This window comes from Nonomuraea monospora (assembly GCF_039531895.1).
Taxonomy (GTDB): Bacteria; Actinomycetota; Actinomycetes; order Streptosporangiales; family Streptosporangiaceae; genus Nonomuraea; species Nonomuraea monospora.
Window position 1 is genome coordinate 59,277 of record NZ_BAAAQX010000038.1, and the last position, 25,008, is coordinate 84,284.

The window sequence follows — 25,008 nt, forward strand, 5'->3', positions numbered from 1 at the left end:
CTCAGCCGGCCCCTCCACGCTCGACGATCGTGTTGTACGTCACGCAGACCGGCTCGCCCTGCACCGTCCGCACGTCGCTCCTGACCGTCAGCAGCTCGTTGCGCCCGGCCGTGCGGATGTCGGTGATGGTGGACGAGATGACGAGCTCGTCGCCGGCGTGGACGGGCCGCACGTACTCGAAGCGCTGCTCGCCGTGCACCACCATGGCCAGGTTCAGACCCAGGTCGGGGTCCACCAGCGCCTCGCCGCCGCTCTGCAGGCTGAAGACGATGGGGAAGGTGGGCGGCGCGATCACGTCGGGGTACCCGGCGGCCTGGGCGGCCTCCCTGTCGCGGTAGAGGGGGTTGTTGTCGCCGATCGCGGCCGCGAACTCCTTGATCTTCACCCTGCTGACCTCGTACGGGGCACTCGGCGGATAGGTTCTGCCCACGAAGTCACGATTCAAGGCCATCGCTGCTCCCTTGCATGTCTCCGTCCCAGCGCTGATGGGGCCGACGCTAACAGAACAAGGTTCGGCTGTCGCTGGGGATGGCCTGCTTTTTGCCCGGCCCATGCGAGGGCCCAGAAGAGGCCCATAAAACACGACAAACCGGCGCCCTGCTAGGGGACGCCGGTTGTGCGATATGTCGCTAGGTATGTCTGTAGGAGGGCAGAAGCCCTGCCCGGAGGCCCTATCGGGTCTCGCGGTGCGCGCGGTGGCAGCGGCAGTTGGGGCAGTACTTCTTCAGCTCAAGCCGATCCGGGTCGTTGCGCCGGTTCTTCCGCGTGATGTAGTTGCGGTGCTTGCACTCCTGGCAGGCCAGCGTGATCTTAGGCCTAACGTCGGTGGCAGCCACTTGGGAGTGCCTTTCTACGTTCGGGACATGGACACGCCCATACCCAGGCCTGGCGACCTGGGATTGGGCAGTAGCGGAGGCCGGACTTGAACCGGCGACACAACGATTATGAGCCGTTTGCTCTGCCTGACTGAGCTACTCCGCCTTTGAGCCGGAAAGGCCCGGCCCGTAGAGGATACCCGACACGGCGAGCACATTCGTAACTCACCCGGTCAGGTGGGGTGCTCCCAGTATGCCTCAGGAACCCCGACAACCGAAATCAACCGCCCGGCAGCCCCGCCCGCCGCGGCCCTCCCCCGAGGGGTGATCAGCGTAGCAGCCTTCAGGTGGTGCTACCGAGCCGCCCGCGGACCTTGGCCAACAGGTCGTCGGGAAGCGGCGCGTAACCGTACAGGGACAGGTAGGACTGCCCGGCGTCGCTCGCCGTGTAGCCGAGGAAGGTGAGCACCAGCGGGTCCGTGTCCCGCGCGCAGATGATCTCGTACGTCGTCAGGACCAGCGGGTAGGCCCCGGAAACCATGGTCGTGTAGTCGATCCGCACCACGAGATCGTCCGCCCGCCCGGCACTCTTCGCCCCCTTCAACGCCTTGCTCGCACTCTGCGGCGACAGCGCGACGAACTGCCCCGCCGCGTTGCGAATCCTCGCCACCGTCAGCCGCGCGCTGCTCGCGAACCCGTACTCCACGTACCCGATGGAGTCCCGCGTGTGCTTGACGGCCCGCGTCATGTCACTGGAGCTCATCACCCCGCGCCCGGGCCCGTGCCACCGCCTCGACGGCGGCTGCGGCCACCGCCCGGCCGCCCGCAGGTAGGACAGGAAGTTGTAGGTGGTGCCAGAGTCGTCAGAACGGCGAAAAGTGTGAATCTTCGTATCCGGCAGCCTGCCGCCCCGGTTGTCCGCCACGATCCGCGGATCGTCCCACCTGGTGATACGCCCGCTGAAGATGCCGGTCAACGTCCCCGGCGACAACCTCAGATCCGGCACCGACGGCAGGTTGTACGCCACCGCGATCGGCCCCACCACCATCGGCAGATGCACCGCCCGACCACCACACCGCCGATCCGCCCGCACCTGCTCCTCGGGCGTCATCGGCACATCGGACCCCGCGAACGCACTCCGCCCCTCGACGAAATCCCTGATCCCGGCCCCGGACCCGTTGGCGTCATAGGTCACCCGCAACCCCGGATGCATCCGCGCGAAGTCCGCCCGCCACGCGTCCATCGCGCCCTTCTGCGCCGTCGACCCCGAACCGCGCGCCGCATCGGTGACCGGCGGCTCCCGCCGCTCACCCTGGCCGCCGAGCAGCACCATTCCGCTCGCCACGGCGACACCGATCACCACGATGATGGCGGCGACCACGGCCGCTGAGGCGATCCAGGTTGACCTTGCCATCTTTCTCAGGCTACGGACGCGGCGGCTCGGGGCCCATCAGCCTCGTCTCAAATCTCGGGCTTGATCGAACAAGGAGCACCCGCACCCCGGCCACCATGCGACGTGACGGGCGCAGCGGAACAGGACGGATCAGCCGCCCGAATAGCGGAACCGCGTGGCATGCTGAGGGCGTGGCACTGATCGAAACAGCCCGCCGGCAGACCGGAACCGCCGTGAACTGGTACGGGCAGCAAGTCGCCGCCCGCCCCGTCCTCACCCTCGCCACCAGCGGCGCCGTCGCCGGCCTGGGCATGTTCGCCATCGGAGCAGCGTTCTCCCTGCTGGTCGGCGACGACCCGATCCCGTGGGGCTGGTACGCCAAGGCGGCGATCGTCCAGGCAGCGGCCTGGTGGGTGATGGCCCTGCTCGTACGCGGTCGCCGCTCCAGCCGGTAAACGCCGCGTGCCGCACCCCTCGGCCGCCGACTCAGCCGGAAAGGCCGGCCAGGTCCCAGATCCGGACGCTGCCGTCACGCCCGCTGGAGACGGCGACCGGTTCGCCTTCGAGCGTGGTCACCGCGACCCCGCTGACGGCGCCGTGATGGCCGGAGAAGGGCGGCAGGAGCGGTTCCATCGTCCGCGGGTCCCACACGATCACCGTCCCGTCCTCGTGCCCGGTGACGAGCACGGTGCGGGATCCGGCGCGCGTGACGGCCATGGCGGTGGAGCGGAAGCTCAGGGCCTTGCCGTACGGCTCGCCCGTGGCGGCGTCCCAAAGGCGGATGCCGCCCCGGCCGGGCGCGTACTTGCGCCAGAAGAAGACGATGGTCCTGCCGTCGACCTGCCCGATCGCCAGGGCTTCCGCCTGGCCGCCGCTGGCGATCGGCTTGCCGGCCGGCTGGCCGGTGGTCCGGTCCCAGAGCCTGATCTGCGTGCCGGAGGCGGTGGCGATGAGCCGGTCGCCGAGCGCGACGGTGTCCACTTGGGACGCGTCCACCGGCCGGGCGTGGCTTCCCTCGGACAGTTCCCAGAATGCGACGTCGCCGTCCTCCGTCGTGGTGGCCACGAGGGAGCCGTTCACGGAGAGCTCACCGGGTGCGACGAGGACCTCTTTGCTGTCCACCCGCTTGCCCGTCGCCGCGTCGCGGGCCACCAGCCCGTGCTCGCCGTCCCCGTACACGATGACCGGCTTCCCTGCCCGGGTGGCCGTCGCCATGGGCGAGTACTCGACGCACGCGCAGGAGAGGGGCGGGCGGAACGGCTTGCGGGTGGCCAGGTCCCACGTGCGGATCGTGTCGTCGTTGCCGGCGGTCACGGCTATGGCCTTGCCCCGGACCTGGGTCACCGCGAGTGTCTCGACGCCCCCGCCGTAGCCGGGGAGCGGTTCGCTGCGGTGCCCGTACATGGGAGGCCCGAGATCGCGGCCTGGCTCGGGCGACGGGTAGGCGGTGATCTCCTGGATCGCAGGAGGAGATGGGGCGGGTTCGGGGGGTGGGGCCACGGTGCAGGAGGCGGCGAGGAGGAGTAACCCGAGAGCGCGGGAGGTCATCAAAAAAGCCCGACCTGAGAGATTCTCAGACCGGGCGTTCCACTTGCTCACGATGCGAGCCCCCAAACGGAATCGAACCGTTGACCTTCTCCTTACCATGGAGACGCTCTGCCGACTGAGCTATAGGGGCCTGTCCGGCGCTGCGGACAGGTGTAACCATACACGGCACTCAGCGATGATGCGAACTCGTTCCGGCCGCCATCGAGCTCTCCGCCCGCCGCCGCGCGGGCATCTCGATGACCTCGCACAGGTCGGCCAGATCAACGTGCCTGGCCACCTCGGCCACGGAGGTGCAGTCGGCGACCAGCCACCCGTTCCTGCGCACCCGGAGCACCTGCTGCCCCGCCCGCACCGCGCCGACGACCTCGTACCCGTCGAGCCCGACCCATCGCCTGTCCATAGCGGCACACACTAGCCGTGGGGTCTCTCATTTTTCGCCGCGCCACAGGCGTTACAGGCATACCGATTCGGCACAGGTCCCCGTTCAGTACCGGAAGAACCCGGCGAAGTCCTTCTTGCGGCCGATCTCGTCCACCCGCACCACGGCCCCGGTCTCGGGCGCGTTCATCATCTTGCCGCCGCCCAGGTAGATGCCGACGTGATGGGTCTTCACCGACCGTTTGGTGATCTTGCCGAAGAAGACGAGATCCCCCGGTCGGGGCGAGGAGACGCGGCGCATCTTCCGTACGTGGTCGTCGGTGTTCCCCGGCCCGAGCACGTCCTCGCCGTGCGCCAGCGCGTACACCCACCGCGCGAACCCCGAGCAGTCGAGCCCGCGCGTCCTGGCCGCCGGGCAGGGCTTGATCCGCCCCTTGTAGCCCCGGCAGGTGCCCTTGGACGGCCCGGGGGAGGCGGAGTGGCCGCCGCCCCACGAGTAGACGATCCCGCGCTGTTCGATCTCGTACGAGAGCCGCACGATCAGCGGCGGCATGGACAGCCCGAGGGGCACGGAGGCCGTGGCGGTCAGCAGGAGCAGCGTCGCTGCCAGCGCTGACCGCCGCCTCATCCTCTGCCCTCCCAAAAGCCCTGCTCTTGGGATTTATCCTGCCCTATCGAGACTTAAGAGTGAGTTTCACCGAACCAACCGTCACGTACATGCCGACGGCGCCCTTCGACTTCCTCGGCTTGGTGGTGAACGTGAAGGTCTTGTTCTGCCCGCGCGGCAGCTCGCCGATCGTGCAGCGCACCGCCGTGCCGCTGAAGTCGCAGCCCGGCGCCCGGACCACGGTCTGGCCGCCGAACGCCCTGCCGGACAGCTTGATGTCCTTGACCGGGTGCGGCCCCGTGTTCTTGATGGTGACCGTGTAGGTCTTCCTGTTCTTGGCCTGGCCCGACACGCTCACCGACGCGGGCGGGTTGGCCAGCGTGGCGAGCTGCGACTCCGTGCCGTTGAACGTGTTCCCGCCGCCGACCAGCGGCCCCTTGTCGGCCGACTGCCAGAACGTCCACCTCTTCCAGCTCTTCGGCAGCTCACCGGGGTCGCCGCCCCAGCGGGCCAGCCAGAGCGGGTTGGACTTGAACTTGGCCGAGTTCCCCGTGCATGTCTGCCACCAGCTCGTGGTGGTGTAGATGATCGCGTGCCGGCCGGTGGCGTCGCGGTACTTCTTCGTGAAGTCCTTGAGCCAGGTGACCATGTCCTCGACGGACAGCCCGTAACAGTTGTTCTTGCCGTTCGTGTCCTTGTACGGATTGTCCTCGATATCGAGCACTCCCGGCAGGGTTTGGCCGTCGCTGACCCAGTTGCCGCCGTGCTGCAGGAAATAGTCGGCCTGCGTTGTCCCATCGGTTTCGTGCGGTTGCGCAAAGTGATAGGCGCCCCGGACGAGCCCTGCCGCGGCGGCCCCGTCGTACTGAGCGGCGAAACGCGGGTTGGTGTAGTCAGCACCCTCGGTGGCCTGCACGAACGCGAATTTTCCGCCTCCGGCGGCAACGCTCGCCCAGTCGATGTCGCCCGTCCAGTTGCTGACGTCGACCCCGGGCACTCCGTCGGCCGCGTGCGCGACGCCGGTCATGCCGACCGTGGCAATTGCCGCTAATAACAAGAGACGTTTCACGCGGGAGATCATTGCGGAGCCACGCTCAATTCCGCAAGTCCAGAAATATCAATTACCTCCGAGGTGCGCACCCGATAGACGGGGCCGAGCCCCAGGGGCCGCGCCCCGGCCGGTTGCTCCACACGCGCGGCGGCACGGCCGGCGTGGTCTTGCCGGAGCCCGGCAGCCCGTTGACGAGCACGACCCGTTCGCACCTGCGCGAAATATTCGCAGAACGCGATGAAACCGCACTTCGGAGCCACGAAATTGGCCACGTCAGAGACACCGCTCCCGACGGTGTCAGCGCAGGTCAGAGCCGTTCATGAACGTCACATTCGCGTTTGCCAAATCAGCTCAAGGCTGCACAAACTGGGTTCGATCCTTGAAGCGCCCCCCGACCAGGGGTTTCTTCGCCATGCCCGGAGGAAGGCGACCATGATCCATACCCGGGAGCTCACCCGAGTGTTCACCGTCAAGAAGGAGAGCGTGCCGGCCGTCCGCGGCATCGACCTCGACGTGGAGGCCGGCCAGCTCGTCGCGTTCCTGGGGCCGAACGGCGCCGGCAAGTCCACCACGCTGCGCATGCTCACCACCCTCCTGCCGCCCACCTCCGGCACCGCCACCGTCGCCGGCCACGACGTGGCCGGGGATCCGGCGGCGGTGCGGGCCCGCATCGGGTACGTGGGGCAGCGCAACAGCGCGGGCGAGGATTGCCTCGTCCGTGACGAGCTGGTCTCCCAGGGCCGCTGCTACGGCCTGCGCCCGAGGGAGGCCGCCGCCCGTGCGGGCGAGCTGCTCGACCTGCTGGACCTGGCGCCGCTGGCCAAGCGCCTGCCCGGCACCCTGTCGGGCGGGCAGCGCCGCCGCCTCGACATCGCCCTCGGCCTGATCCACCGCCCCGACCTGCTGTTCCTCGACGAGCCCTCGACCGGCCTCGACCCGAAGAGCCGCGCGGAGATCTGGGAGCACATCCTGCGCCTGCGCGAGACGTACGGAACCACCCTGTTCCTGACCACCCACTACCTGGAGGAGGCCGACAGCATGGCCGAGCGGGTGGTGATCATCGACGGCGGCCGGATCATCGCGGACGGCACCGCCGAGCAGCTCAAGAACGACCTGGCCGGCGACCACATCGTGATCACCACCGGCACCGAGCACGACGCGGAGACGGCCGCGCAGATCGGCGGCGGCGCCGCCGACGGGCTCACCGTGCGGCTGCGGGTGGCCCAGGCCACCGCCGCGCTGCCCGGCTACCTGCGGACCCTGGACGCCGCCGGCATCAAGGTCGTCACCGCCGAGACCATCCGCCCGACCCTCGACGACGTGTTCCTCACCCTGACCGGGAGAAGCCTCACCGATGACGACGTTCCTGCGTGACACCACAACCGTTTTCTCCCGCGAGATCAGGCCCAGCCTGCGCAACCCGGCCGGGCTGCTGTTCGACATGGGGCAGCCGCTGCTGTTCCTGTTCCTGTTCGGGTCGCTGCTGGACGGGGCCGTCGGCGCGTCGTGGCAGTGGTTCGTGCCGGGCATCCTGGTCATGATGTGCCTGACCGGCCCGATGAGCGCCGGTTACACGCTGCTGGTCGAGCTGATCGGCGGCGCGATGGAGCGCCTGATGGTCACGCCGCTGAACCGGACGGCGATGCTGGTCGGCAAGAGCGTGAAGGCCGTGCTCACGCTGCTCGTGCAGGCGGTGCTGATCATCGCGCTGGCCATTCCGCTGGGCTTCGAGCTGCACCTGACGGGCGTCCTGGCGGCGCTGGTGCAGCTCGTGGTCTTCAGCGTGGGGCTGGGGGCGCTGTCGTTCGTGCTGGCCATCAAGTCGGCTCCGGGCGGCACCCTGTTCTACGTGGTCAGCCAGTCGATCATGTTCCCGCTGCTGCTGCTCTCGGGGGTGCTGCTCCCGCTGGAGACCGCGCCCGCCTGGCTGCGGACGCTCGGGCAGCTCAACCCGGTCACCTACCTCGTGGACGCCCAGCGCGCCCTGTTCGCGGGCGACCTGGCGAACCCCGCCATCCTGTACGGCACCGCCGCCGCCTGCGCCATCGCCGCGATCGGCCTCTACCTGGGCAACCGGGCGCTGCGCCGAGGTCTATGAGCCGTTTTGACATCCGTTTCCCGTCGCCACCAGAGTGAGCTGGTGACTTCTGTGGTGGCGACGCGGACGGTGCCCTGGATCCCGGTGGCGCACCGCCTCGACGTGATCCTTACCGAGACCCTTCCCCCGGCGGAGCAGACCACGTCGGCGTTCGCGTTCGTGTCGGACTCCGGCGGCCGGACGCTGATGACGTACGTGGACCGGGCGGGCCGCGGCTGGGACATCCCGGGCGGCCACCTGGAGCCGGGCGAGTCCCTGGCGCAGGCGGCGGCCAGGGAGCTGTACGAGGAGACCGGCCTGCGCCTGCCGCCGTCCGACCTGTCGATCTTCGCCTGGCAGCGCATCGAGCTGCTGGAGCCGCCGCCGGCCGGCTACCGGTACCCGTCGCTGGCGTACATGGCGATGTTCCGCGCGGTGCTGCCGGAGCCGGGCGCGCCGACGCGGCCCCCGGCGGGCTCGGAGAGCACCAGCGCCGACTGGCTGCCGCGCGAGGAGATCGAGCGCGTCTGCCCCGAACGCACCTGGCTGCCCCTCCTGAAGGGGTGACCGCCGGAGCCTCGCGCGGGGAGCCGAGCGCGCGCAAGGCCGTCAGTCGAGCCAGACGACGATGCCCGTCAGCCCGTTCAGCACCGCCGCCACCCCGGCCCTGACCGCGCGCCCCGCCCGCTCTGGCGTGAAGCTGGCCGGGTCGTACGCCGACGACATGCCCAGCCCCTCCCCCCGGAACGAAGCGCCGGTCCAGTCGGCGGCGGTGACGTTCTCCGTCGGCTCGGCCAGCTCGGCGCCGACCACCAGGAACTGCTGGTCGAGGTGGCTGGCGGAGACCAGCGCCAAGGGATCGACGAGCGCGTTCCCCGCGCTGATGACGAGGTCGGGCTTGAGCGCGATCGCGCCGCTGATGCGCTCGACGTACTCGGCGGGCGCCGCGGCGGTGACGGTCCGCAGGCTGGCGTCCTCGGCCTCCGCCCATTCCGTCACCGCGTTGACCAGCGTCTTCGTCTGGGCGTCCTGCCCGGTGGTGAGCAGGACCACCCGGTAACCGGCGGGCGGGCGGACGTCGTCCCAGGAGCCGGGGCGCGGCGTGATCGTGGCCTCGGGCGAGGGCGGGGTGGCGGGGTCGTGGAACCCGGGGCCGAGGGTGCCGGCGGCGGACGGCTTCTCGTGCGGCTCGGACCAGTCGTCGCCCGCGCCGCACCCGCTGATCAGTACGGCGACCGCGGCTGCCGCGGCCAGGAGCCGGGAGCGCATGGGGTTCCTCCAGGACGGCGGGAAGGGCGCCTAATTTCTACCTCATTGCGACCAATCAGTAGAGATGCGAGTTATTTTCGCCCTGCGTGGTTCATCGATGATTCGCGAGCGAGTCGGCATTCGTTCATCCGGGCCGAGCAGATTGCGTGGGCAACCGTAGAGGAGTCACATGTTCCACGCCGCCCGGCGTCGTCTCTGTGCCGTCGCCGCCGTAGCCGTGGCCGTCCTGCTCAGCGCCGCCCCCGCTCTCGCCCACGGGTTCACCTCGACGGTGTACGCCGACCTCACCTCGCCTGGCGCCGGGCACGTCCGTTCCGCGCTCGGGCTGGAGTACGACCTGCTCGTCGTCTCCGCAGCGGACGCCCGCAAGGACGACCCCCTCTTCCAGGACGGCACGGCGGCGTTCGAGTCAGGCGACCCCGCCCGGCAGGCCGCCGCGCTCGAAGCCCACGCCGCCTCGATCCTGGCGTACGTGACCGGCCGCTTCTCCGTCACGGCCGAGGGCAGGGCGTGCACCCCCGCACAGGACGGCGGCTTCGAGATCGAGCAGCGCGAGGGCGTCCCGTACGCGCTGCTGGTCCTCGATCACGCCTGCCCGGAGTCCGGGGCCCACGAGGTGCGCAGCGCGCTGTTCCCCGACTCGGAGGAGTACGTCCGCGACACCAAGACGGTGGTCACCTACGACCTCGACCTGACCTCGGGCAGCGCCGCGCTCGACGCCCGGCGGCCGTCGTTCTCGACGGAGCAGTCGTGGGCCGAGCGGTTCCGGGAGTTCTTCGTGCTGGGGGCCGAGCACCTGCTGACCGGGCTGGACCACCTCCTGTTCCTGCTGGCGCTCATCGCGGGCTCGCGCCGGCTGCGCGAGATCGTGCTGGCGGCGACCACGTTCACGCTGGCCCACTCGGTGACCTTCGTGCTGGCCGCGCTCGGCCTCGTCGAGGCGCCCGCCTCGGTCGTGGAGCCGGTCATCGCCCTGTCGATCGCGGTCGTGGCGGGCTGGCACCTGTGGCGGCTGTGGCGGCGGCGCTCGCACGCCACCGACCTCGACCGCGCCGGCCGCCTGAGCCTGGACCGGGCCGGCTGGACGCGGCTGGCGGTGGTGTTCTGCTTCGGCCTGGTGCACGGGCTCGGCTTCGCCGCGGCCCTGGGCATCGACCAGCCCCTGTCGTGGACGCTGCTGTGGTCGCTGGTGGTGTTCAACGTGGGCATCGAGGCGGTGCAACTGGCGATCATCGTGGCCGTCTTCCCGCTGCTCGCCGTGTTGCGGCACCGCCGGCCGGTCGCGGGGCTGTGGGCGACAGGGGCGGTCGCGGCGGGGGTGTCGGTGATGGGGCTGGTGTGGTTCGTCCAGCGCGTTCTGGGCGCTTGAACTCATCACATCTTCGGACGGAAGCCACAAGGCGTTCACTTCCAGGCCATTGACGGCCGAAACCGTGACAAAGCTCTTTAACACTCCTTAATTGGACGGAACCCGATGAAGTTCGAAAATCGGACACAGGACTTGGGTCCGGTCCGGCGACGGGTGGCCGTGGGGGCCACCGCCGCTGTCCTGGGCATCACCGCGGTGCTCGGCAGCGGCCTGGCCACCGCCGCCCACGCCGACACCGCCACGACGCTCACCGGCATCATCCTCGGCGTGGGCGCCGACGAGTCGCAGCGCGCCGTGTCCTGGTACTCCTCGACCGACACCCCGCAACTGGTCCAGGTCGTACCGACCGCCAAGCTCAAGCACGGCCAGTTCGACAAGCACGCCACCACCTTCGCGGCCACCCTCACCGCGAACACCGTCAACGGCGGCTACAACGCGCACGCCACCATCGACGGCCTCAAGAAGAAGACCGCCTACTCCTACCGGGTCGGCCACGAGGGCGCCTGGTCCGCCACGTACTCCTTCGAGACGCAGGACTTCACGGGCGACTTCGACTTCCTGTTCTTCGGCGACCCGCAGATCGGCGCCTCGGGCGACGTGGCCAAGGACGGCGCCGGCTGGGCCGACACCCTGAACGTCGCCCTCGCCGCCAACCCGGACGCCGCCCTGCTCGTCTCCGGCGGCGACCAGGTCGAGAGCGCCAACAACGAGACCCAGTGGAACGCGTTCCTCGGCTCCGACAAACTGCGCCAGTACCCGTGGGCCGCCACCATCGGCAACCACGACGTCGGCGGCAAGGCGTACGAGCAGCACTTCTGGACGCCGAACACGGACCGTTCCACGGCGTACTACAACGGCGACGCGGCCACCCGCTCGGGCGGCGACTACTGGTACGAGTACAACGACGTGCTGTTCATCGACCTGAACAGCAACGCCTACGCCAGCGGCGCCGACGCCGCGCACATCGACTACGTCACCAAGGTCATCGACGAGCACGGCGACGACGCCAAGTACACGGTGCTCGTCTACCACCACTCGATCTACTCGCCCGCCAGCCACGCGAACGACAGCGACAACATCCAGCGCCGCAAGGACTTCCCTGCGGCCTTCTCCAACCTCGGCGTGGACCTCGTCCTCCAGGGCCACGACCACGCCTACACCCGCAGCTACCTGATCAAGAACGGGCAGAAGGCGAACGCGGCCGAGAAGCCCGGCGCCGCGCAGGTCACCCAGGGCCCCGGCGGCGTCGTCTACGTGACGGCCAACTCCGCGTCCGGCTCGAAGTACTACAACCTCACCGCCCCTGACACGACCAAGGACCCGAACTACGGCCCCGACCCGCTCAACCCCAAGAGCCACTGGGCCAACTCGGTCGAGAACCAGGAGCACGTGCGCACGTACGTGAAGGTGCAGGTCCGCGACGACAAGCTGGTCGTGGAGAACCTGCGCAGCGGCACCTGCGCCGCCCCGAACGCGGCCGTCGAGCTGGGCCAGGAGGACTGGTGCGGCCCGGACAGCGGCGCCAGTGCCGCCCAGCCGGTCGGCTCCGCGGTCGACAAGGTGGTCATCCGCCCGTACGACGACAAGGGCCATCACGGCCACAAGGGCGAGTCCTCCTGGCTCCAGTAGGGGACCCGCCTCCCGGTGGGGTGGCCCCGGCCGCCCCACCACCCTCCTTCTCCACCGCAACGAGGATCATCCGATGCCGCCCGCCACCATCGCCCGCCGTCTCGTCGCCTCGGCGCTGCTCGCCGCACTCGGCCTCGCGGTGCCGTGGGCGACCCCCGCCTCCGCCGACACACCGTGGACGGTCCGCACCGCCGCCAACGACTTCGGCTCCGACCGGCCGAACTACCGCTACACCCTCGACCCGGGCGGCCGGCTCACGGACGGCCTCGTGATCACCAACCCCGGCACCGCCCCGCTCCACCTGTCGGTGTACGCCGCCGACGCCTTCACCGCCCAGGACGGCCGGCTCGACCTGCGTGCCCAGAACTCCCGGCCGACGGCGGTGGGCGCCTGGGTCCACCTGGCCACGGCCGACGTCACCGTCCCGCCCGGCGAGACCACCGAGGTGCCGTTCACGCTCACCCTCCCGCAGGACGCCGCGCCCGGCGAGTACCTGGGCGGCATCGTCACCTCGCCCCCAGGCGGCGCCGAGCGTCTCGGCATCAGGATCAGGCTGCGCGTGGGCGGCGCACTCGAACCCGGCCTGTCCGTGCGGGACCCTCAGGTGACGTACGCGGGCGGCGGCGACGCCACGGTCACGTACACGATCCACAACACCGGCAACACCGCGCTCACCGCCCGCCAGACGGTCACCGTCTCCGGCGTCCGCGCCGATCCCATCGGCGACTCGCCCCAGCTCCTGCCGGGCGACACCTGGAAGGTCTCCGTGCCGGTGCACGGCGTGCACCCCATGCTGCGCCTGACGGGAACCATCGAGCTCGTCCCGCTGCTCACGGACGCCGCGAACTCGGTCGCGCCGCTCACCGCCGTCAAGGCCACGGCCGCCGCCTGGGCTGTGCCGTGGTGGCCCGTGCTGCCGCTCGTCGCCGTGATAGGCGTGGCTGTATGGACATGGGGCAACAAAAAACGGCAAGCGGAACGTACGCCGCTTGCCACTCTTAACGTATAGCGCACCGGGGGGCTTGCGGCAAGACCCCGGTCATGGCGCAGAATCAACGGCCGTGGCCACCGCCACGTACCACCGAGATCGGAGCCGCCGACCGTGCCACCGCTGCCCACCAGCGCGTTCAACCTGCCCGAACACCTCGCCCCCAAGGCCGACCCCGCCCTGATCGGCCGCGACGAGCGGCACTTCGCGGCCATCGCGCAGAGCCTCGACCAGGCCATCGCCGAGTTGTCCGAGCGCCTCGACGCCGAGCGGAAGGCCCCTGGCGGCGCGGGCCGCCAGGCGCTCGACCGGGACCTGGAGATCCACCGCCTGACCTCCCGGCTGCGCGCGCTGCGCCGCTTCGGGCTGGACCTGTGCCTCGGGCACATGGTCGGCGAGGACGACCCCGAGCCCGTCTACGTCGGACGCCTCGGCCTCACCGACAGCGAGGGCCGCCGCCTGCTGCTCGACTGGCGCTCCCCCGCCGCCGAGCCGTTCTTCGGCGCCACCCACGGCAACCCCATGGGCCTGGCGAGCCGCCGCCGCTACCGCTGGACCCGCGGGCTGATCAGCGATTACTGGGACGAGGTGTTCACCGCGGACGGCGTCGAGGGGCACGCCGCGCTCGACGACCAGTCCGCGTTCATCGCCAGCCTGGGCAGCAGCCGCTCGCCGCGGATGCGCGACGTGCTCGCCACCATCCAGGCCGACCAGGACGCCATCATCCGCGCCGGATCGCGCGGCGCCCTCGTCGTGGACGGCGGCCCCGGCACCGGCAAGACCGTCGTCGCCCTGCACCGCTCCGCCTACCTGCTCTACTCCGACCCCCGCCTCGGTCACCGCCGCGGCGGCGTGCTGTTCGTCGGCCCGCACCAGCCGTACCTGGCCTACGTCGCCGACGTCCTGCCCAGCCTGGGCGAGGAGGGCGTGCAGACGTGCACCCTGCGCGACCTCGTCACCGAAGGGGCCGCGGCCACGGTCGAGACCGACCCTGAGGTGGCACGGCTGAAGGCCTCCGCGGACCTGGTGAAGGCGATCGAACCGGCCGTCAAGTTCTACGAGAACCCGCCCGCCAAGGGCATGACCGTCACCACCCACTTCGCCGACATCTGGCTGAGCGCCGAGGACTGGGCCGAGGCGTTCGCCGCGCCCGACCCCGGCACCCCGCACAACGAGGCGCGCGACCAGATCTGGGCGGAACTGATCACGATCCTCACCGACAAGCACGACGACGAGGACATCTCCCCCGACCTGCTCCGCAAGTCCCTCCTGCGCAACAGGGAGCTGCTGACCACGTTCAACCGCGCGTGGCCGATCATCGAGGCCGCCGACCTCGTCGGGGACCTCTGGTCCGTGCCCGCCTACCTGCGCATGTGCGCCCCCTGGCTCGCCCCGGACGACATCCGGCGCCTCCAGCGCGCGGACCCCGCCGCCTGGACCGTCTCCGACCTGCCCCTCCTGGACGCCGCCCGCCAGCGGCTCGGCGACCCGGAGACGTCCCGGCGCAGGCGCCGCCAGGAGGCCTCCATCGCCGCCGAACGCGAACGCATGTCACACGTCGTCGACAACCTCCTCGAAGCCGACGACGACGGCGAGGGCCTGGTCACCATGCTGCGCGGCGAGGACCTGCGCAACAGCCTGGTGGACGAGAACGCCCTGCCCGCCGCCGACCCCGACCGGCTCGCCGGCCCGTTCGCGCACGTCGTCGTGGACGAGGCGCAGGAGCTCACCGACGCGGAATGGCAGATGCTGCTGCAACGCTGCCCGTCCAGGAGCTTCACCATCGTCGGGGACCGGGCGCAGGCCAGGCACGGCTTCACCGAGTCGTGGGAGGACCGGCTCAAGCGGATCGGCCTCGACCAGGTCACCCTCGCCTCGCTCACCGTCAACTACCGCACCCCCGAGGAGATCATGGCGGAGGCCGAGCCCGTCATCAGGGCCGCCCTCCCGGACGCCAACGTCCCGACCTCCATCCGCGCCACCGGCGTCCCCGTCACCCACGGCTCCACCTCGGACCTGACCTCGATCCTCGGCACCTGGCTCGCCGCCCACGCCGACGGCACCGCCTGCGTCATCGGCGATCCGGCGTTCGAGGAGACGCCCCGCGTGCGGTCACTGACGCCGTCGTTGTCGAAGGGCCTCGAGTTCGACCTGGTCGTCCTCGTTGATCCGGCGTCCTTCGGCGAGGGCATCGAAGGCGCCGTCGACCGGTACGTCGCGATGACGCGCGCAACCCAGCGACTCGTTATCCTCACTTAACTCATGACGAACGACCGGAACGGGCGGCGGGTCGCGGCGACCCTCGCCATCGCGTACGCAGCCCTCGTGCTGCTCCTCGGCGCCGTCTCAGCGATCACCCTGCTCACCGTGCAGGACCCGATCCTGCTGTCCGGCGTCGCCCTCATGGTGGTCACCTTCCCCCTCGGGCCGCTCATCTGGTGGGGGTGGGACGTGGTCCCGCCCCCGCTCGACGATCCCGTGCTGCTCGTCGGGCTGCTCACGGGGGCGGGGCTGCTGCAGGCGTACGTGCTGTGGCGCTTCCTGCGCCGGCCTCGATGATCACGTGCCCGAGCGGGGTACGGCGAACACCGACCACCTCCAGCCCCGCCTCCTCCACCAGCGCCCGGTAGCCGGCCGCGCTCCGCTCGCGCCCGCCGCTCAGCACCAGCATCCGCAGACTCATCTCGGCCAGCATCGCCGGATCATCGTCCGTCTCGATCACGACCACCCGCCCGCCCGGCCCGGCCGCCTCACCACATCGGCGCAGGATCTTCAGCGCCTCTTCATCGCCCCAGTCGTGCACGACCCGTTTGAGCACGTACACGTCGCCTCCGGCGGGCAGCGGCTCGAAGAAGCTCTGCCCGGCGAACGCGCACCGCCCCTCCAGCCCCAGCCCGGCCAGATACCGCCGCCCCCGCTCCACCGTCCCGGGCAGCTCCACCAGCGTGGCCCTGACTTCGGGATGGGCCCGCAGCACCTCGGCGACGAAGACGCCGCTGCCGCCGCCGACGTCCACCACGTGCCGCACCCGCGACCAGTCGTACCCCTCGACCAGGTCGGCGACATAATCCGCGCCCGTGGCCATCATCTCGTCGAACGACGCGCTCAGCGCCGGGTTCGCGGCCAGATGATCCCAGTACGGCGCCCCGAACACCGTCTCCCACGCCGGTTCCCCGGTGCGCACGGTGTGCAGCAGCCCGGTGAACGCCAGATCCATCTGCCCGCCGAACCCGTCCAGGTCCAGCCGCCTCCGCATCTGCGAGGGATGGTCCGACGCCAGTAACGCGGCGGGCTCGTTGACGGCGAACCTTCCCGGCTCCTCCTCGACGTACACCCCGCGGCAGGCCAGCAACCTCAGCAACCGCCCCAGCGCATCCGCATCCGCCCCAGCCCGCCGGGCCAGCTCCTCCACGGCCACCACGTCACCGGCCATCAGATCGGTCAGCCGCAACGTGGCCGCCACCCGTACCGCCATGGGCGTGACCAGGTCCGTCACCGGCTCCAGCACCTTCCAGGCCTTGACCCATGCGGAGGCCCGGCTCTGCTCTTCGTGGGTCATGGCTTCGGCCCTTCCTGGCTCGTCTGGCCGGAAGCTACCACGCACCCTCTCCGCGGGGTCTTGGACAAATCTGACCCCTTGCTGTCACCATCGTCCCCATGTCTTCGATCAGAAAGGGCCATGCCGCGTAGGCGCCCTTCCGAGGTCCGTACGCGCGGGCCGGCGTGCGGCACCCACAGAGCCGTGATCCATCAGGTGCCGGGGCTCGGCCGCCGGCCGATGACAGCCGTGATCAGGCTCGAACACACCAGCATGTGGCCGGGCGCGGTGGCTTCCGCCTTGATCGCCTGGCAGGAGGCAGCGCTGCCCGGGACCGCCGAGCGTCTGCTGCGCCGGTGTGAGTGCGATGAGTGCAGCGGTGATGCGCCCCGCCGACGGCTGCAGCGGGCTCTCGCCGGCTTGGCGCCGTGGGCCAGGCCACACCTGTACGCCCTGATCCGACCCACCGACCTGTACTACTTCCGGCGAACTTCACCATCGGCACCCACATCCCCCGATGCCACCTGGGCGTGGTGGCAACGACGCGTTACTTACGGCCTTTCCCCTTCCCGGGATGAGAGACAGTGAGCCCCGGCGGGGCATGCCCGGTCTTCTTGGCCTGACCAGGCGGCAGCGAGACCGCGGAGGTCCCCGCCACCCGCGGCGCTGCCTCCCCGCCGCGACGTCGCACCACGACGGGCCGAGCCTCCAGCACACCGGCCGGCCTCGTCCGCTCCTCATCGGGCGGCGGGGCCGGCGCTCCCGTGGCAGGCGCTTCGGCGACACGATCAGGAACGTCATGAGGCCAGGCCCAGGCAACCACGGCACCGGCGACCAGCACGCCGACGAGCGTGACATGCCGGACACGCTCACGGCGGAACCACCTCGTGGCCACCGACCTCGCGGCCCCCGGCGCGCAAGCAGGCATCACACCAGGAGGAGGCGCGAAGGTGCCGGTCTGCGGTACCGCGTCGGGGACGGCGTCCACGACGCGCCGCAACCGCCGGCGTGCCTCATCGACGCCGGGACGATCGGCGGGATCCTTGCTCAGCAGGCCCGCGATGAGCGGTGCCAGAGCCCCGGCCCGCTTGGAGGGCGCCGGGTCGGTGGTGAGAACGGCGCTGATGGTGGCCAGGACCGAACCCTCCTCGAACGGAGGCCGCCCCTCGACCGCCGTGTAGAGCGTCACCCCCAGCGACCACAGGTCCGTCTGCGGGCTCGGCGGGCCGCCCCGGGCGCGCTCGGGTGCGATGTAGGCCGGGGTGCCGACCACGATGCCCGCGTCGGTGACGTCCGAGGGCCGTTCCAGGCTGGTGGCCAGCCCGAAGTCGGTCAGCACCGCGTGGCGCCGGCCATCGTCCAGCAGGATGTTGGCCGGTTTGACGTCGCGGTGCACGACGCCGGCGGCGTGCGCGGTCTTCAGCGCGTCCAGGATCTGGAGCCCGATCCGGGCCACCGTGACGGGCGGCAACGGGCCTTCGCGGTCGAGGACGTCGGCCAGGGTGGGCGCCGAGATGAGCTGCAGCACGATCCACGGCCGCCCGTCGGCTTCGACCACGTCGTACACCGTGGTGATGTTCGGGTGGCTCAACCTGCCAGCCAGCCTGGCCTCGGTCATGGTCCGGCTCAGCAGCGTCTCGCGTTCGGACTGCGGGCGCTGGTCGAGCGCGACCTCCTTGACGGCCACCGGACGATCGAGCAGCTCGTCGTGGCCCCGCCAGACCTTCCCCATGCCGCCCTGCCCGAGCTCGGCCAGCAGCCGGTACCGACCTGCCAGTAACCAGCCCTCACCACGCGAATGAGACATAACGCGCGGCTTACCCGATCATCAACGGTCCATACCGGGCGGCGGGACCCTATGTCAGATCGTGATCCGACATCACAACGCTCAGAGGTGCGGGCTGAGGCGCTCGGCGATCGCATCGGTCTCGTCGAGGCCGACGGACGGCACCTCACCCGACCGCGTGCCGCCACCGGGCAGGGTGCCCGCCACATGGAAGTGCGCATGGGGAACGTTCTGGTGCGCGGCCACCCCGTTGTTCTGCCAGACGGCGATGCCGCCGGGGTCGTACGCGGCCATGATGGCCTGGGCCGCCCGCCGCACAGCGCTCATCAGCTGCCGCTCCTCGGCCGGGGCCACGTCCATGACCGTCGGACGGTGCGCGACCGGAATCACCAGCACGTGCCCCTGTCCTCGCTGCCAGCGGGTCACCAGGATGGCGACCTGCTCCCCGCGCTCCAGGATGGTGACGGGGTGCAGTCCGGCGAGGTAGTCGCAGAAAGGGCATCGGTCCATGGACGGCATCGAGATCGGCATGTTCCCGATCTTCCCGCATTCCCCGCGCCTCGGATCGCTATCGTGCTCCTCACCCGACGACGGGAATTGAGGCTCCCATGTGGATGACTTCCTGACCGGCATTACTTGCCATTCTCCTGTATCCATCGGCCGTTCCCACGACTTCGCCCCAACACGGGTGAGCGATTAGGGGCGCCGATTCAGGTACGGGCCCAGGCTGGCACCTTGGCCGTGGGAAGCAGAAAAGACAGAACACCCATTTTCCGCGCCGGCTGCTGCGCATTCTGCGCGGTCATACCGATCCGGTGTGGACGGTGGCCATCGGCCGGCGTCGTGACGGCGCCGACATCATTTCTTTCCAGCGGCTACGACGCTTCCGTCAGGTCGTGGGGGCTCGGCCCGTACTGATGGTGTGCCGGCCATGTCGTATCGAGGGCTCGGCGGATCGTCTGTGTGGTGAGGGACAACGATCGGAATTCGAAGGAGCCCGTCATGAATCCCACCCTGAACACCATCGACATCGTGGTGTCCGACCTGAACGCCTCGATCGCCTTCTACGCCCACCTCGGCCTGGACTTCAAGCTCGACGACCACTCCCCCGACCACGCCGCCTGCGACCTCCCGAACGGCCTGCACGTCATGCTGGACACCGAAGCCTTCCGCACCCCGTTCCTCCCCGGCTGGACCGCGCCGACCGGCGGGCCGCGTACGCTGCTGTGCTTCGAGTTCGAGACCCCCGCCGAAGTGGACGCCAAGCACGCCGAACTCACGCAAGCCGGATACCGAGGGATCGCCGAGCCGTTCGACGCGTTCTGGGGCATGCGGTACGCGACGGTGGCCGACCCGGACGGGAACGGCATCGACCTGTACGCCTCGCTCCCGGCCCGCTGACCAGCAGAAGGGATTTTCCGCCATGAAGTACGTGCTGATGTTCGTCGAGACCGAGGAGTTCGCCCGGAAGCTGGAGGCGATGGGCGAGCTGGAGCAGCAGGCGGCCTACGCGGCGGTGATGCGGTGGTTCGCCGACCACGCCGACAAGATCACCCACCACACGCACCTGGCGCCGGTGCACACCGCCACCACGATGCGGCTGGGCGAGGGGGAGCCGGTGGTGACCGACGGGCCGTTCGTGGAGGGGAAGGAGGTGGTGAGCGGGTTCGCCGAGGTCGAGGTGGCCGACCTGGACGAGGTGCTGAAGATGGCCCGCTCGTGGCCGGCCTGCCCCGTCGTGGAGATCCGTCCCGTCTCGTGAGCGCTGACGTTCGTGAGCGCTCACGTGAGCCGGGAGGTGCTGGCCCGCGTGGAACGTGAGCACGACGTGAGCCAGGAGGTGCTGGCCCGCGTGGTACGCGAGCACGCGGGCCGCCTGGCCGCGTCCCTGGTGTCGTTGCTGGGCGACTTCTCCGCCGCCGAGGACCTGGTGCAGGACGCCGTGGAGATCGCGTTGCGGCGCTGGCCGTCGGAGGGCGTCCCGGAGCGGCCGGACGCGTGGCTGTTCACCGTGGCCCGGCGGCGCGGGCTGGACGTGCTGCGCCGCGAGTCGACGTACCGGAGCAAGCTCGCCCAGCTCACCTGGCAGGCGCCCGCCGCGTCCGACGACCGGCTGCGGTTGATCTTCACCTGCTGCCACCCGGCGCTGTCGCGGGCGGCGCAGATCGCGCTCACGCTGCGGGTGGTGTGCGGGCTGTCCACCGCGCAGATCGCCGCCGCGTTCCTGATGCCCGAGGCCACGGTGGCGCAGCGGATCACGCGCGCCAAGCGGAAGATCGGCGAGGCCGGGATCCCGTACCGCATGCCGGCCGAGGAGGAGCTGCCCCGGCGCGTGAACGAGGTGCTGGCGGTCATCTACCTGCTGTTCAACGAGGGCTACCTGTCCAGTACGGCCGAGCGGGCGCAGGCGCGCGACCTGGTCGACGACGCCGAATGGCTGGCCGCGCTGCTGGCGAACCTGGTGCCCAGGGAGCCGGAGGCGGCCGGGCTGCTGGCGTTGATCCGGCTGCATCGAGCCCGTGGCGCGGCCCGCTTCGATCGGGACGGCCGGCTGGTGCTGCTGCCCGACCAGGACCGCGGCCTGTGGGATCGGCAGGCCATCGCCGAGGCCACGGCGCTGCTCACGCGGGCCGCCCGCGCCCACCGGCGGCCGGGTCCGTACCAGGTGCAGGCGGCGATCGTGGCCTGCCATGCCGAGGCGGGGACGTTCGCGGAGACCGACTGGGCGCAGATCCTGGTGCTGTACGACATGCTGCTGCACCTGGCGCCCTCTCCCGTCACGCGGCTGCACCGGGCCGTCGCCCTGCGGCACGTCCAAGGCCCTGAGGCGGCCCTGGCCGAGCTGACGGATCTTGGGGACGCGCTGGAGCGGTATCCGCTCTTCCACGCCACCCGCGCCGAGTTGCTGCGCGACCTCCGCCGCGACGAGGAGGCGCGGCGGGCTGACGAGCGGGCGCTGGAGCTGACCGCCAACCCGGCTCAGCAGGCGTTGCTGGAACAGCGGCTGGGCTGGGACTGACCGCACCCTTGACGCCATTAGGACGCTTGACCTAGAGTCCCCTAGGTCAAGCGTCCTAGAGGAGAGCCCGGTGCGTGGCGCAGCAACTCGTGAGCAGATCGTCGAAGCCGCCGACCGCCTGTTCTACCAGCGCGGCTACGAGCACACCTCGTTCGCCGACATCGCCGGGACGGTCGGCCTGTCGCGCGGCAACTTCTACTACCACTTCAAGTCCAAGGACGCGATCCTGGACGCGGTGATCGAAGCCCGCCTCGCGAACACCCGCCGGACGCTGGAGCAGTGGGAGACCGAGCAGGCCACCCCCGAGGGCCGCATCCTGCGGTTCGTCGAGATCGTGCTGACCAACGGCGCCGACATCCAGCAGTACGGCTGCCCGGTGGGCACCCTGAACACCGAGCTCGCCAAGCTCGACCACGCCATGCGCGACCAGGCGCAGCAGTTGTTCACGCTGTTCCGCGACTGGCTGCGCGAGCAGTTCGCCCTGCTGGTGCCCGCCGAGCAGGCCGACGACCTGGCCATGCACGTGCTCGCCTTCAGCCAGGGCGTCGCCGTGCTGTCCCAGGCCTTCCGCGACGAGGAGTTCGTCCGGCGCGAAGTCGACCGGATGCGCGGCTGGCTGAGCGCCTACGTGAAATGAGAGATCAGATGTTCGTGGTCCTGCTTCGCCTCGCCGAGAACAAGGACGCCGCCGGCGCCCACCTGAGCGGACACCAGGAGTGGATCAGACGCGGCCTGGACGACGGCGTGTTCCTGCTGGTCGGCAGCATCAAGCCCGGTCCCGGCGGCGCGGTGCTGGCGCACGGCGTCTCGCTCGCGGAGCTGGAGAAGCGCGTGAACGACGACCCCTTCGTGGCCGGGAACGTCGTCCGCGCGGAGATCATCGAGGTCGCGCCCGGCATGGCGGACGAGCGCCTGGCCTTCCTGCTGTGACGGCTCCGTTCCCCGGCCCGGACGGCCGGCCGCGCTGCCCGTGGAGCGGCGGCGCCCCCGAGTTCCTCGCCTACCACGACGCCGAGTGGGGGTTCCCCGTCGCCGACGACAGGCGCCTGTTCGATAAGCTCAGCCTGGAAGGCTTCCAGTCAGGCCTGAGCTGGCGCACCATCCTGGCCAAACAGGAGAACTTCCGCGCCGCCTTCGCGGGCTTCTCCGCTGTCGCCCGCTTCGGCGACAACGACGTCGAACGTCTCCTGAAGGACGCAGGAATCGTCCGCCACCGGGGCAAGATCGAGGCCGTCGTCAACAACGCCCGCCGCGCCGAGGAGCTGATCGAGCGGGAGGGCAGCCTGGCGGCGTACGTCTGGCGCTACGAGCCCGACGCCGGCGAGCTGCCCTCGCCGCAGACCGTTTCGACGTCCCCTGCCTCGGTCGCGCTGTCGAAGGACCTGCGCAAGCGGGGCTGGAAGTTCGTCGGCCCGACCACCGTGTACGCGTTCCTCCAGGCGATGGGCCTGATCAACGACCACGTCAAGGAGTGCGTCATCCGGGCCGGGGCGCACGCGGCCCGCGAAGCGTTCGTCCGCCCCTGACCATGGGCGCGGATCAGCCCGCCGCCGGTTCCCGCATCCACTCCTGCCCGGCCCAGGCCGGGTCCAGCGGCGTACAAGCGAGGTGGTTGGTGTAGTTCGACAGCGTCTTCATGCCGACGCCGAGCACGACGTCCAGCACCTGACGGCGGGTGTGCCCGGCGGCCAGGAACGCCTCGACCTCGGCCTCGTCCACCCACCCGCGCCGCACCACCATCGCGCGGGTCAGGCGGCGCACCGCCTCCAGCGCCTCGTCGTCCAGCGGCCGGTCCGCCCGCAGAGCCTCGACCACCTCGGCCGGCACCCGGGCGCGCAATGCCAGGGTGGAGTGCGCGGCCACGCAGTACTCGCAACCGTTGGCCACGCTGGCCGTGATCAGCACCACCTGCTTGGCCGCCGCCCGCAACGACGACCTGCCGAACTGCTCGGCCAGCGCGTTGTAGCCGGCCAGCAGCTCCGGCGACTCGGCCATCACCCCGTTCAGCGTGGTCACGAACCCCATCCGCTGCTTCGCCGCCTCCAGCATCGGCCGCGCCGCCTCGGGCGCGTCGCTCTCGTCATAAGTACGGAAACCGCTCATCACTTCTCCTCAGTAGCGACAAAACCATCAAGAACAGCGCGAACACCTTCCATAAGGACGCCCGCCTCGGCCCCGGCCCGCGAGCGAAGATTCACCGCATAAGCCTGCAACGTCAGCGCCTCGGCGGCAGCCCCCAGCTCCAGACCGGCCCTGATCTGCCCCTTCGCCCGCGCCACCTCCAGCGCGGCACGCATCGCCGCCCGCAGCGCATCATGGTGACGGTCCAGAATCTCCCGGATCTCCGGCGACCCGCCGCCTGCCGTGGCGTGGGTGTTGGTGACCAGGCATCCCCAGCGGGCGTGTTCGCCCGAACACCGCGCCGCCACCAGCCGCTCGAAGAACGCGGCGATGGCCGGCACGCCCCGGTCGTCGGCGGCCAGCGCCTCGAAGACCGGGCGCGACTGTCGCTGCAGGTAGCGGTCCAGTGCGGCGGCGTGCAGCTGGGCCTTGCCGCCGTACGTGGCGTACAGGCTGGAGCGGCTCAGCCCTGTTGTCTGGACGATGTCGGCTATGCCGGTGGTGTCGGCCCCTCGCTGCCAGAACAGGTTCACCACCTGGTCCAGCGTCACATCGGGGTCGAAGTGTTTGACGTCGGGCATCCCGCCACCTCCTATCCTGGAACGACTATTCCAAGATAGGAGGTGGCGACGCTCCAGCGCAACCACATTCCGGCTCGTACGATCTCCCGTGCCGTTCCCGCCATCACTGCCAGGATGACTGCCGTGACGCAGCTGAACGGGAAACCTGGGACGACTGGCTCGCCACTCGTGGAGCTTCCCACCGGGCACACCGTCCACGAAGCAGACCCCGCCGGATTCTCCACAGCCGTCCGAAAATGATCGAACTGGATCTGCTGGCGGTGTGGGCCTCCTCTCCGGCCCAACCGCACCGTGAGCAACACCGCCCCGGTTTTGTTACCTCCTCCCACCGGCACTCGTCATAGGGACAACACCGAAAACGAGTGAACTGAGGGACAGAATGCTGCACAACATCATGTACGCCACGGTCTACGTCACCGACCAGGACCGCGCGCTGGAGTTCTACACCGAGGGGCTGGGCCTGGAGAAGCGAGCCGACTACTCCGGCCCTGATGGACGCTTCCTCACCGTGGGCGTTCCCGGCACCCCGGTGCAGATCCTTCTGTGGTCACATGCGCCGGCCGCCGGACAGCCGGGCAAGGAAGGCGCGCCCGGCCCGCTGATCCTCGAATCCGACGACCTGCGCAAGGACTTCGAGAGCATGCGCCGGCGCGGCGTCACCTTCGAAGAGCCCGAGCCCGTGGACTATCCGTTCGGCGTCCGCATCGAGGCGGTGGACCCGGACGGCAACCGGATCTCGCTCCGCCAGCAGCTTAAGCGGTGATCACCCGCTGGTCCGGCCACGTGGCCGAAGCGCTCGCCCCGCTCCGCCCCCGCCCCGGCCTGAGCCGGTGTCGTCA

The 25,008-nt window shown here is 70.2% G+C and carries 29 protein-coding genes and 2 tRNA genes; 16 read left to right on the plus strand and 15 right to left on the minus strand.

Features of this window, described 5'->3' with window-relative positions; all coding sequences use genetic code 11:
* Position 1 precedes the first annotated feature (1 nt).
* The 4 genes from ABD331_RS47365 to pstS all read right to left on the minus strand — a co-directional run bounded on the left by ABD331_RS47365 (position 2) and on the right by pstS (position 2,229).
* Positions 2–451, minus strand: coding sequence for a MaoC family dehydratase N-terminal domain-containing protein (locus tag ABD331_RS47365; protein ID WP_344491031.1), 450 nt, complete (start codon positions 449–451; stop codon positions 2–4).
* Positions 452–671: 220 nt separating this feature from the next.
* A complete protein-coding gene (rpmG, locus tag ABD331_RS47370) occupies positions 672–836 on the minus strand; it encodes a 50S ribosomal protein L33 (protein WP_019632658.1) in 165 nt (54 codons plus the stop codon).
* A 71-nt stretch (positions 837–907) separates the two neighbouring features.
* Positions 908–981 (minus strand) — tRNA-Met (locus ABD331_RS47375).
* 177 nt (positions 982–1,158) lie between these two features.
* The gene (gene pstS / locus ABD331_RS47380; protein WP_344491035.1) at positions 1,159–2,229 is read right to left on the minus strand and encodes a phosphate ABC transporter substrate-binding protein PstS; all 1,071 of its coding nucleotides are present in this window, start codon (positions 2,227–2,229) and stop codon (positions 1,159–1,161) included.
* 170 nt (positions 2,230–2,399) lie between these two features.
* Between pstS and ABD331_RS47385 the strand changes: the two genes are divergently transcribed.
* Entirely contained in the window at positions 2,400–2,663 is a 264-nt protein-coding gene (locus ABD331_RS47385) for a hypothetical protein (protein ID WP_344491038.1), read from the plus strand.
* Between the two features lie 31 nt (positions 2,664–2,694).
* On the opposite strand, the gene ABD331_RS47390 is transcribed toward ABD331_RS47385, so the two are convergent.
* From ABD331_RS47390 to ABD331_RS47410, 5 genes are all read right to left on the minus strand, one after another.
* Positions 2,695–3,756 (minus strand): WD40 repeat domain-containing protein, encoded by a 1,062-nt coding sequence (locus ABD331_RS47390; RefSeq protein ID WP_344491041.1) that lies wholly within the window; start codon positions 3,754–3,756, stop codon positions 2,695–2,697.
* Positions 3,757–3,813: 57 nt separating this feature from the next.
* Positions 3,814–3,886 (minus strand) — tRNA-Thr (locus ABD331_RS47395).
* Positions 3,887–3,925: 39 nt separating this feature from the next.
* Entirely contained in the window at positions 3,926–4,156 is a 231-nt protein-coding gene (locus ABD331_RS47400; protein ID WP_344491044.1) for a transposase, read from the minus strand.
* 84 nt (positions 4,157–4,240) lie between these two features.
* Positions 4,241–4,762, minus strand: a complete 522-nt coding sequence (locus ABD331_RS47405) for a C40 family peptidase (RefSeq protein WP_344491047.1) — start codon at positions 4,760–4,762, stop codon at positions 4,241–4,243.
* A gap of 43 nt (positions 4,763–4,805) precedes the next feature.
* Entirely contained in the window at positions 4,806–5,810 is a 1,005-nt protein-coding gene (locus ABD331_RS47410; RefSeq protein ID WP_344491050.1) for a lysozyme, read from the minus strand.
* A 414-nt stretch (positions 5,811–6,224) separates the two neighbouring features.
* Between ABD331_RS47410 and ABD331_RS47415 the strand changes: the two genes are divergently transcribed.
* From ABD331_RS47415 to ABD331_RS47425, 3 genes are read left to right on the plus strand one after another with little or no spacing between them, the layout of a single operon-like run.
* Complete coding sequence (locus ABD331_RS47415; RefSeq protein ID WP_344491053.1) at positions 6,225–7,166, plus strand: ATP-binding cassette domain-containing protein; 942 nt, start codon at positions 6,225–6,227, stop codon at positions 7,164–7,166.
* Positions 7,147–7,890 (plus strand): ABC transporter permease, encoded by a 744-nt coding sequence (locus ABD331_RS47420; protein ID WP_344491056.1) that lies wholly within the window; start codon positions 7,147–7,149, stop codon positions 7,888–7,890. Before ABD331_RS47415 ends, ABD331_RS47420 begins: the two co-directional genes overlap by 20 nt.
* A gap of 42 nt (positions 7,891–7,932) precedes the next feature.
* The gene (locus tag ABD331_RS47425; protein ID WP_344491059.1) at positions 7,933–8,436 is read left to right on the plus strand and encodes an NUDIX domain-containing protein; all 504 of its coding nucleotides are present in this window, start codon (positions 7,933–7,935) and stop codon (positions 8,434–8,436) included.
* 42 nt (positions 8,437–8,478) lie between these two features.
* Here ABD331_RS47425 and ABD331_RS47430 read toward each other — a convergent pair whose 3' ends face one another.
* Complete coding sequence (locus ABD331_RS47430) at positions 8,479–9,138, minus strand: type 1 periplasmic-binding domain-containing protein (protein ID WP_344491062.1); 660 nt, start codon at positions 9,136–9,138, stop codon at positions 8,479–8,481.
* Between the two features lie 169 nt (positions 9,139–9,307).
* On the opposite strand from ABD331_RS47430, the gene ABD331_RS47435 reads away from it, so the two are divergent.
* The 5 genes from ABD331_RS47435 to ABD331_RS47455 all read left to right on the plus strand — a co-directional run bounded on the left by ABD331_RS47435 (position 9,308) and on the right by ABD331_RS47455 (position 15,683).
* The gene (locus tag ABD331_RS47435) at positions 9,308–10,507 is read left to right on the plus strand and encodes a HupE/UreJ family protein (RefSeq protein WP_344491066.1); all 1,200 of its coding nucleotides are present in this window, start codon (positions 9,308–9,310) and stop codon (positions 10,505–10,507) included.
* 159 nt (positions 10,508–10,666) lie between these two features.
* Positions 10,667–12,136 carry a purple acid phosphatase family protein gene (locus tag ABD331_RS47440; protein ID WP_344491069.1) on the plus strand — a complete coding sequence of 490 codons (1,470 nt, stop codon included), beginning with the start codon at positions 10,667–10,669 and terminating at the stop codon, positions 12,134–12,136.
* 73 nt (positions 12,137–12,209) lie between these two features.
* A complete protein-coding gene (locus ABD331_RS47445; RefSeq protein ID WP_344491072.1) occupies positions 12,210–13,145 on the plus strand; it encodes a WxL protein peptidoglycan domain-containing protein in 936 nt (311 codons plus the stop codon).
* A gap of 93 nt (positions 13,146–13,238) precedes the next feature.
* Positions 13,239–15,383, plus strand: coding sequence for an RNA polymerase recycling motor ATPase HelR (gene helR / locus ABD331_RS47450; RefSeq protein ID WP_344491075.1), 2,145 nt, complete (start codon positions 13,239–13,241; stop codon positions 15,381–15,383).
* Between the two features lie 3 nt (positions 15,384–15,386).
* A complete protein-coding gene (locus tag ABD331_RS47455) occupies positions 15,387–15,683 on the plus strand; it encodes an SCO4225 family membrane protein (protein ID WP_344491078.1) in 297 nt (98 codons plus the stop codon).
* On the opposite strand, the gene ABD331_RS47460 is transcribed toward ABD331_RS47455, so the two are convergent.
* From ABD331_RS47460 to ABD331_RS47470, 3 genes are all read right to left on the minus strand, one after another.
* The gene (locus ABD331_RS47460) at positions 15,622–16,683 is read right to left on the minus strand and encodes a methyltransferase (protein WP_344491081.1); all 1,062 of its coding nucleotides are present in this window, start codon (positions 16,681–16,683) and stop codon (positions 15,622–15,624) included. The two genes, ABD331_RS47455 and ABD331_RS47460, sit on opposite strands and share 62 nt — an antisense overlap.
* 526 nt (positions 16,684–17,209) lie before the next feature.
* Positions 17,210–18,469 carry a serine/threonine-protein kinase gene (locus ABD331_RS47465; RefSeq protein ID WP_344491084.1) on the minus strand — a complete coding sequence of 420 codons (1,260 nt, stop codon included), beginning with the start codon at positions 18,467–18,469 and terminating at the stop codon, positions 17,210–17,212.
* A gap of 81 nt (positions 18,470–18,550) precedes the next feature.
* Complete coding sequence (locus ABD331_RS47470) at positions 18,551–18,979, minus strand: HIT family protein (protein WP_344491087.1); 429 nt, start codon at positions 18,977–18,979, stop codon at positions 18,551–18,553.
* Between the two features lie 471 nt (positions 18,980–19,450).
* Here ABD331_RS47470 and ABD331_RS47475 point away from each other — a divergent pair, with 471 nt between their 5' ends.
* The 6 genes from ABD331_RS47475 (at position 19,451) to ABD331_RS47500 (ending at position 22,993) form a co-directional block, all read left to right on the plus strand.
* The gene (locus ABD331_RS47475) at positions 19,451–19,849 is read left to right on the plus strand and encodes a VOC family protein (protein WP_344491090.1); all 399 of its coding nucleotides are present in this window, start codon (positions 19,451–19,453) and stop codon (positions 19,847–19,849) included.
* Between the two features lie 22 nt (positions 19,850–19,871).
* Entirely contained in the window at positions 19,872–20,210 is a 339-nt protein-coding gene (locus tag ABD331_RS47480) for a YciI family protein (RefSeq protein WP_344491093.1), read from the plus strand.
* A gap of 12 nt (positions 20,211–20,222) precedes the next feature.
* Positions 20,223–21,467 carry an RNA polymerase sigma factor gene (locus ABD331_RS47485; RefSeq protein ID WP_344491096.1) on the plus strand — a complete coding sequence of 415 codons (1,245 nt, stop codon included), beginning with the start codon at positions 20,223–20,225 and terminating at the stop codon, positions 21,465–21,467.
* 70 nt (positions 21,468–21,537) lie between these two features.
* The gene (locus tag ABD331_RS47490; protein ID WP_344491099.1) at positions 21,538–22,104 is read left to right on the plus strand and encodes a TetR/AcrR family transcriptional regulator; all 567 of its coding nucleotides are present in this window, start codon (positions 21,538–21,540) and stop codon (positions 22,102–22,104) included.
* The gene (locus ABD331_RS47495) at positions 22,101–22,397 is read left to right on the plus strand and encodes a YciI family protein (RefSeq protein ID WP_344491102.1); all 297 of its coding nucleotides are present in this window, start codon (positions 22,101–22,103) and stop codon (positions 22,395–22,397) included. Before ABD331_RS47490 ends, ABD331_RS47495 begins: the two co-directional genes overlap by 4 nt.
* Complete coding sequence (locus ABD331_RS47500; RefSeq protein ID WP_344491104.1) at positions 22,394–22,993, plus strand: DNA-3-methyladenine glycosylase I; 600 nt, start codon at positions 22,394–22,396, stop codon at positions 22,991–22,993. Before ABD331_RS47495 ends, ABD331_RS47500 begins: the two co-directional genes overlap by 4 nt.
* Before the next feature lie 13 nt (positions 22,994–23,006).
* Here the strand turns inward: ABD331_RS47500 and ABD331_RS47505 are convergent, their stop codons facing one another.
* On the minus strand, positions 23,007–23,570 hold the full coding sequence (locus ABD331_RS47505) for a carboxymuconolactone decarboxylase family protein (protein ID WP_344491107.1): 564 nt from the start codon (positions 23,568–23,570) through the stop codon (positions 23,007–23,009).
* Positions 23,570–24,169 carry a TetR/AcrR family transcriptional regulator gene (locus ABD331_RS47510; RefSeq protein ID WP_344491110.1) on the minus strand — a complete coding sequence of 200 codons (600 nt, stop codon included), beginning with the start codon at positions 24,167–24,169 and terminating at the stop codon, positions 23,570–23,572. The genes ABD331_RS47505 and ABD331_RS47510 overlap by 1 nt, the downstream gene beginning before the upstream one ends.
* Before the next feature lie 379 nt (positions 24,170–24,548).
* Between ABD331_RS47510 and ABD331_RS47515 the strand changes: the two genes are divergently transcribed.
* The gene (locus ABD331_RS47515) at positions 24,549–24,932 is read left to right on the plus strand and encodes a VOC family protein (protein WP_344491113.1); all 384 of its coding nucleotides are present in this window, start codon (positions 24,549–24,551) and stop codon (positions 24,930–24,932) included.
* Positions 24,933–25,008 lie beyond the last annotated feature (76 nt).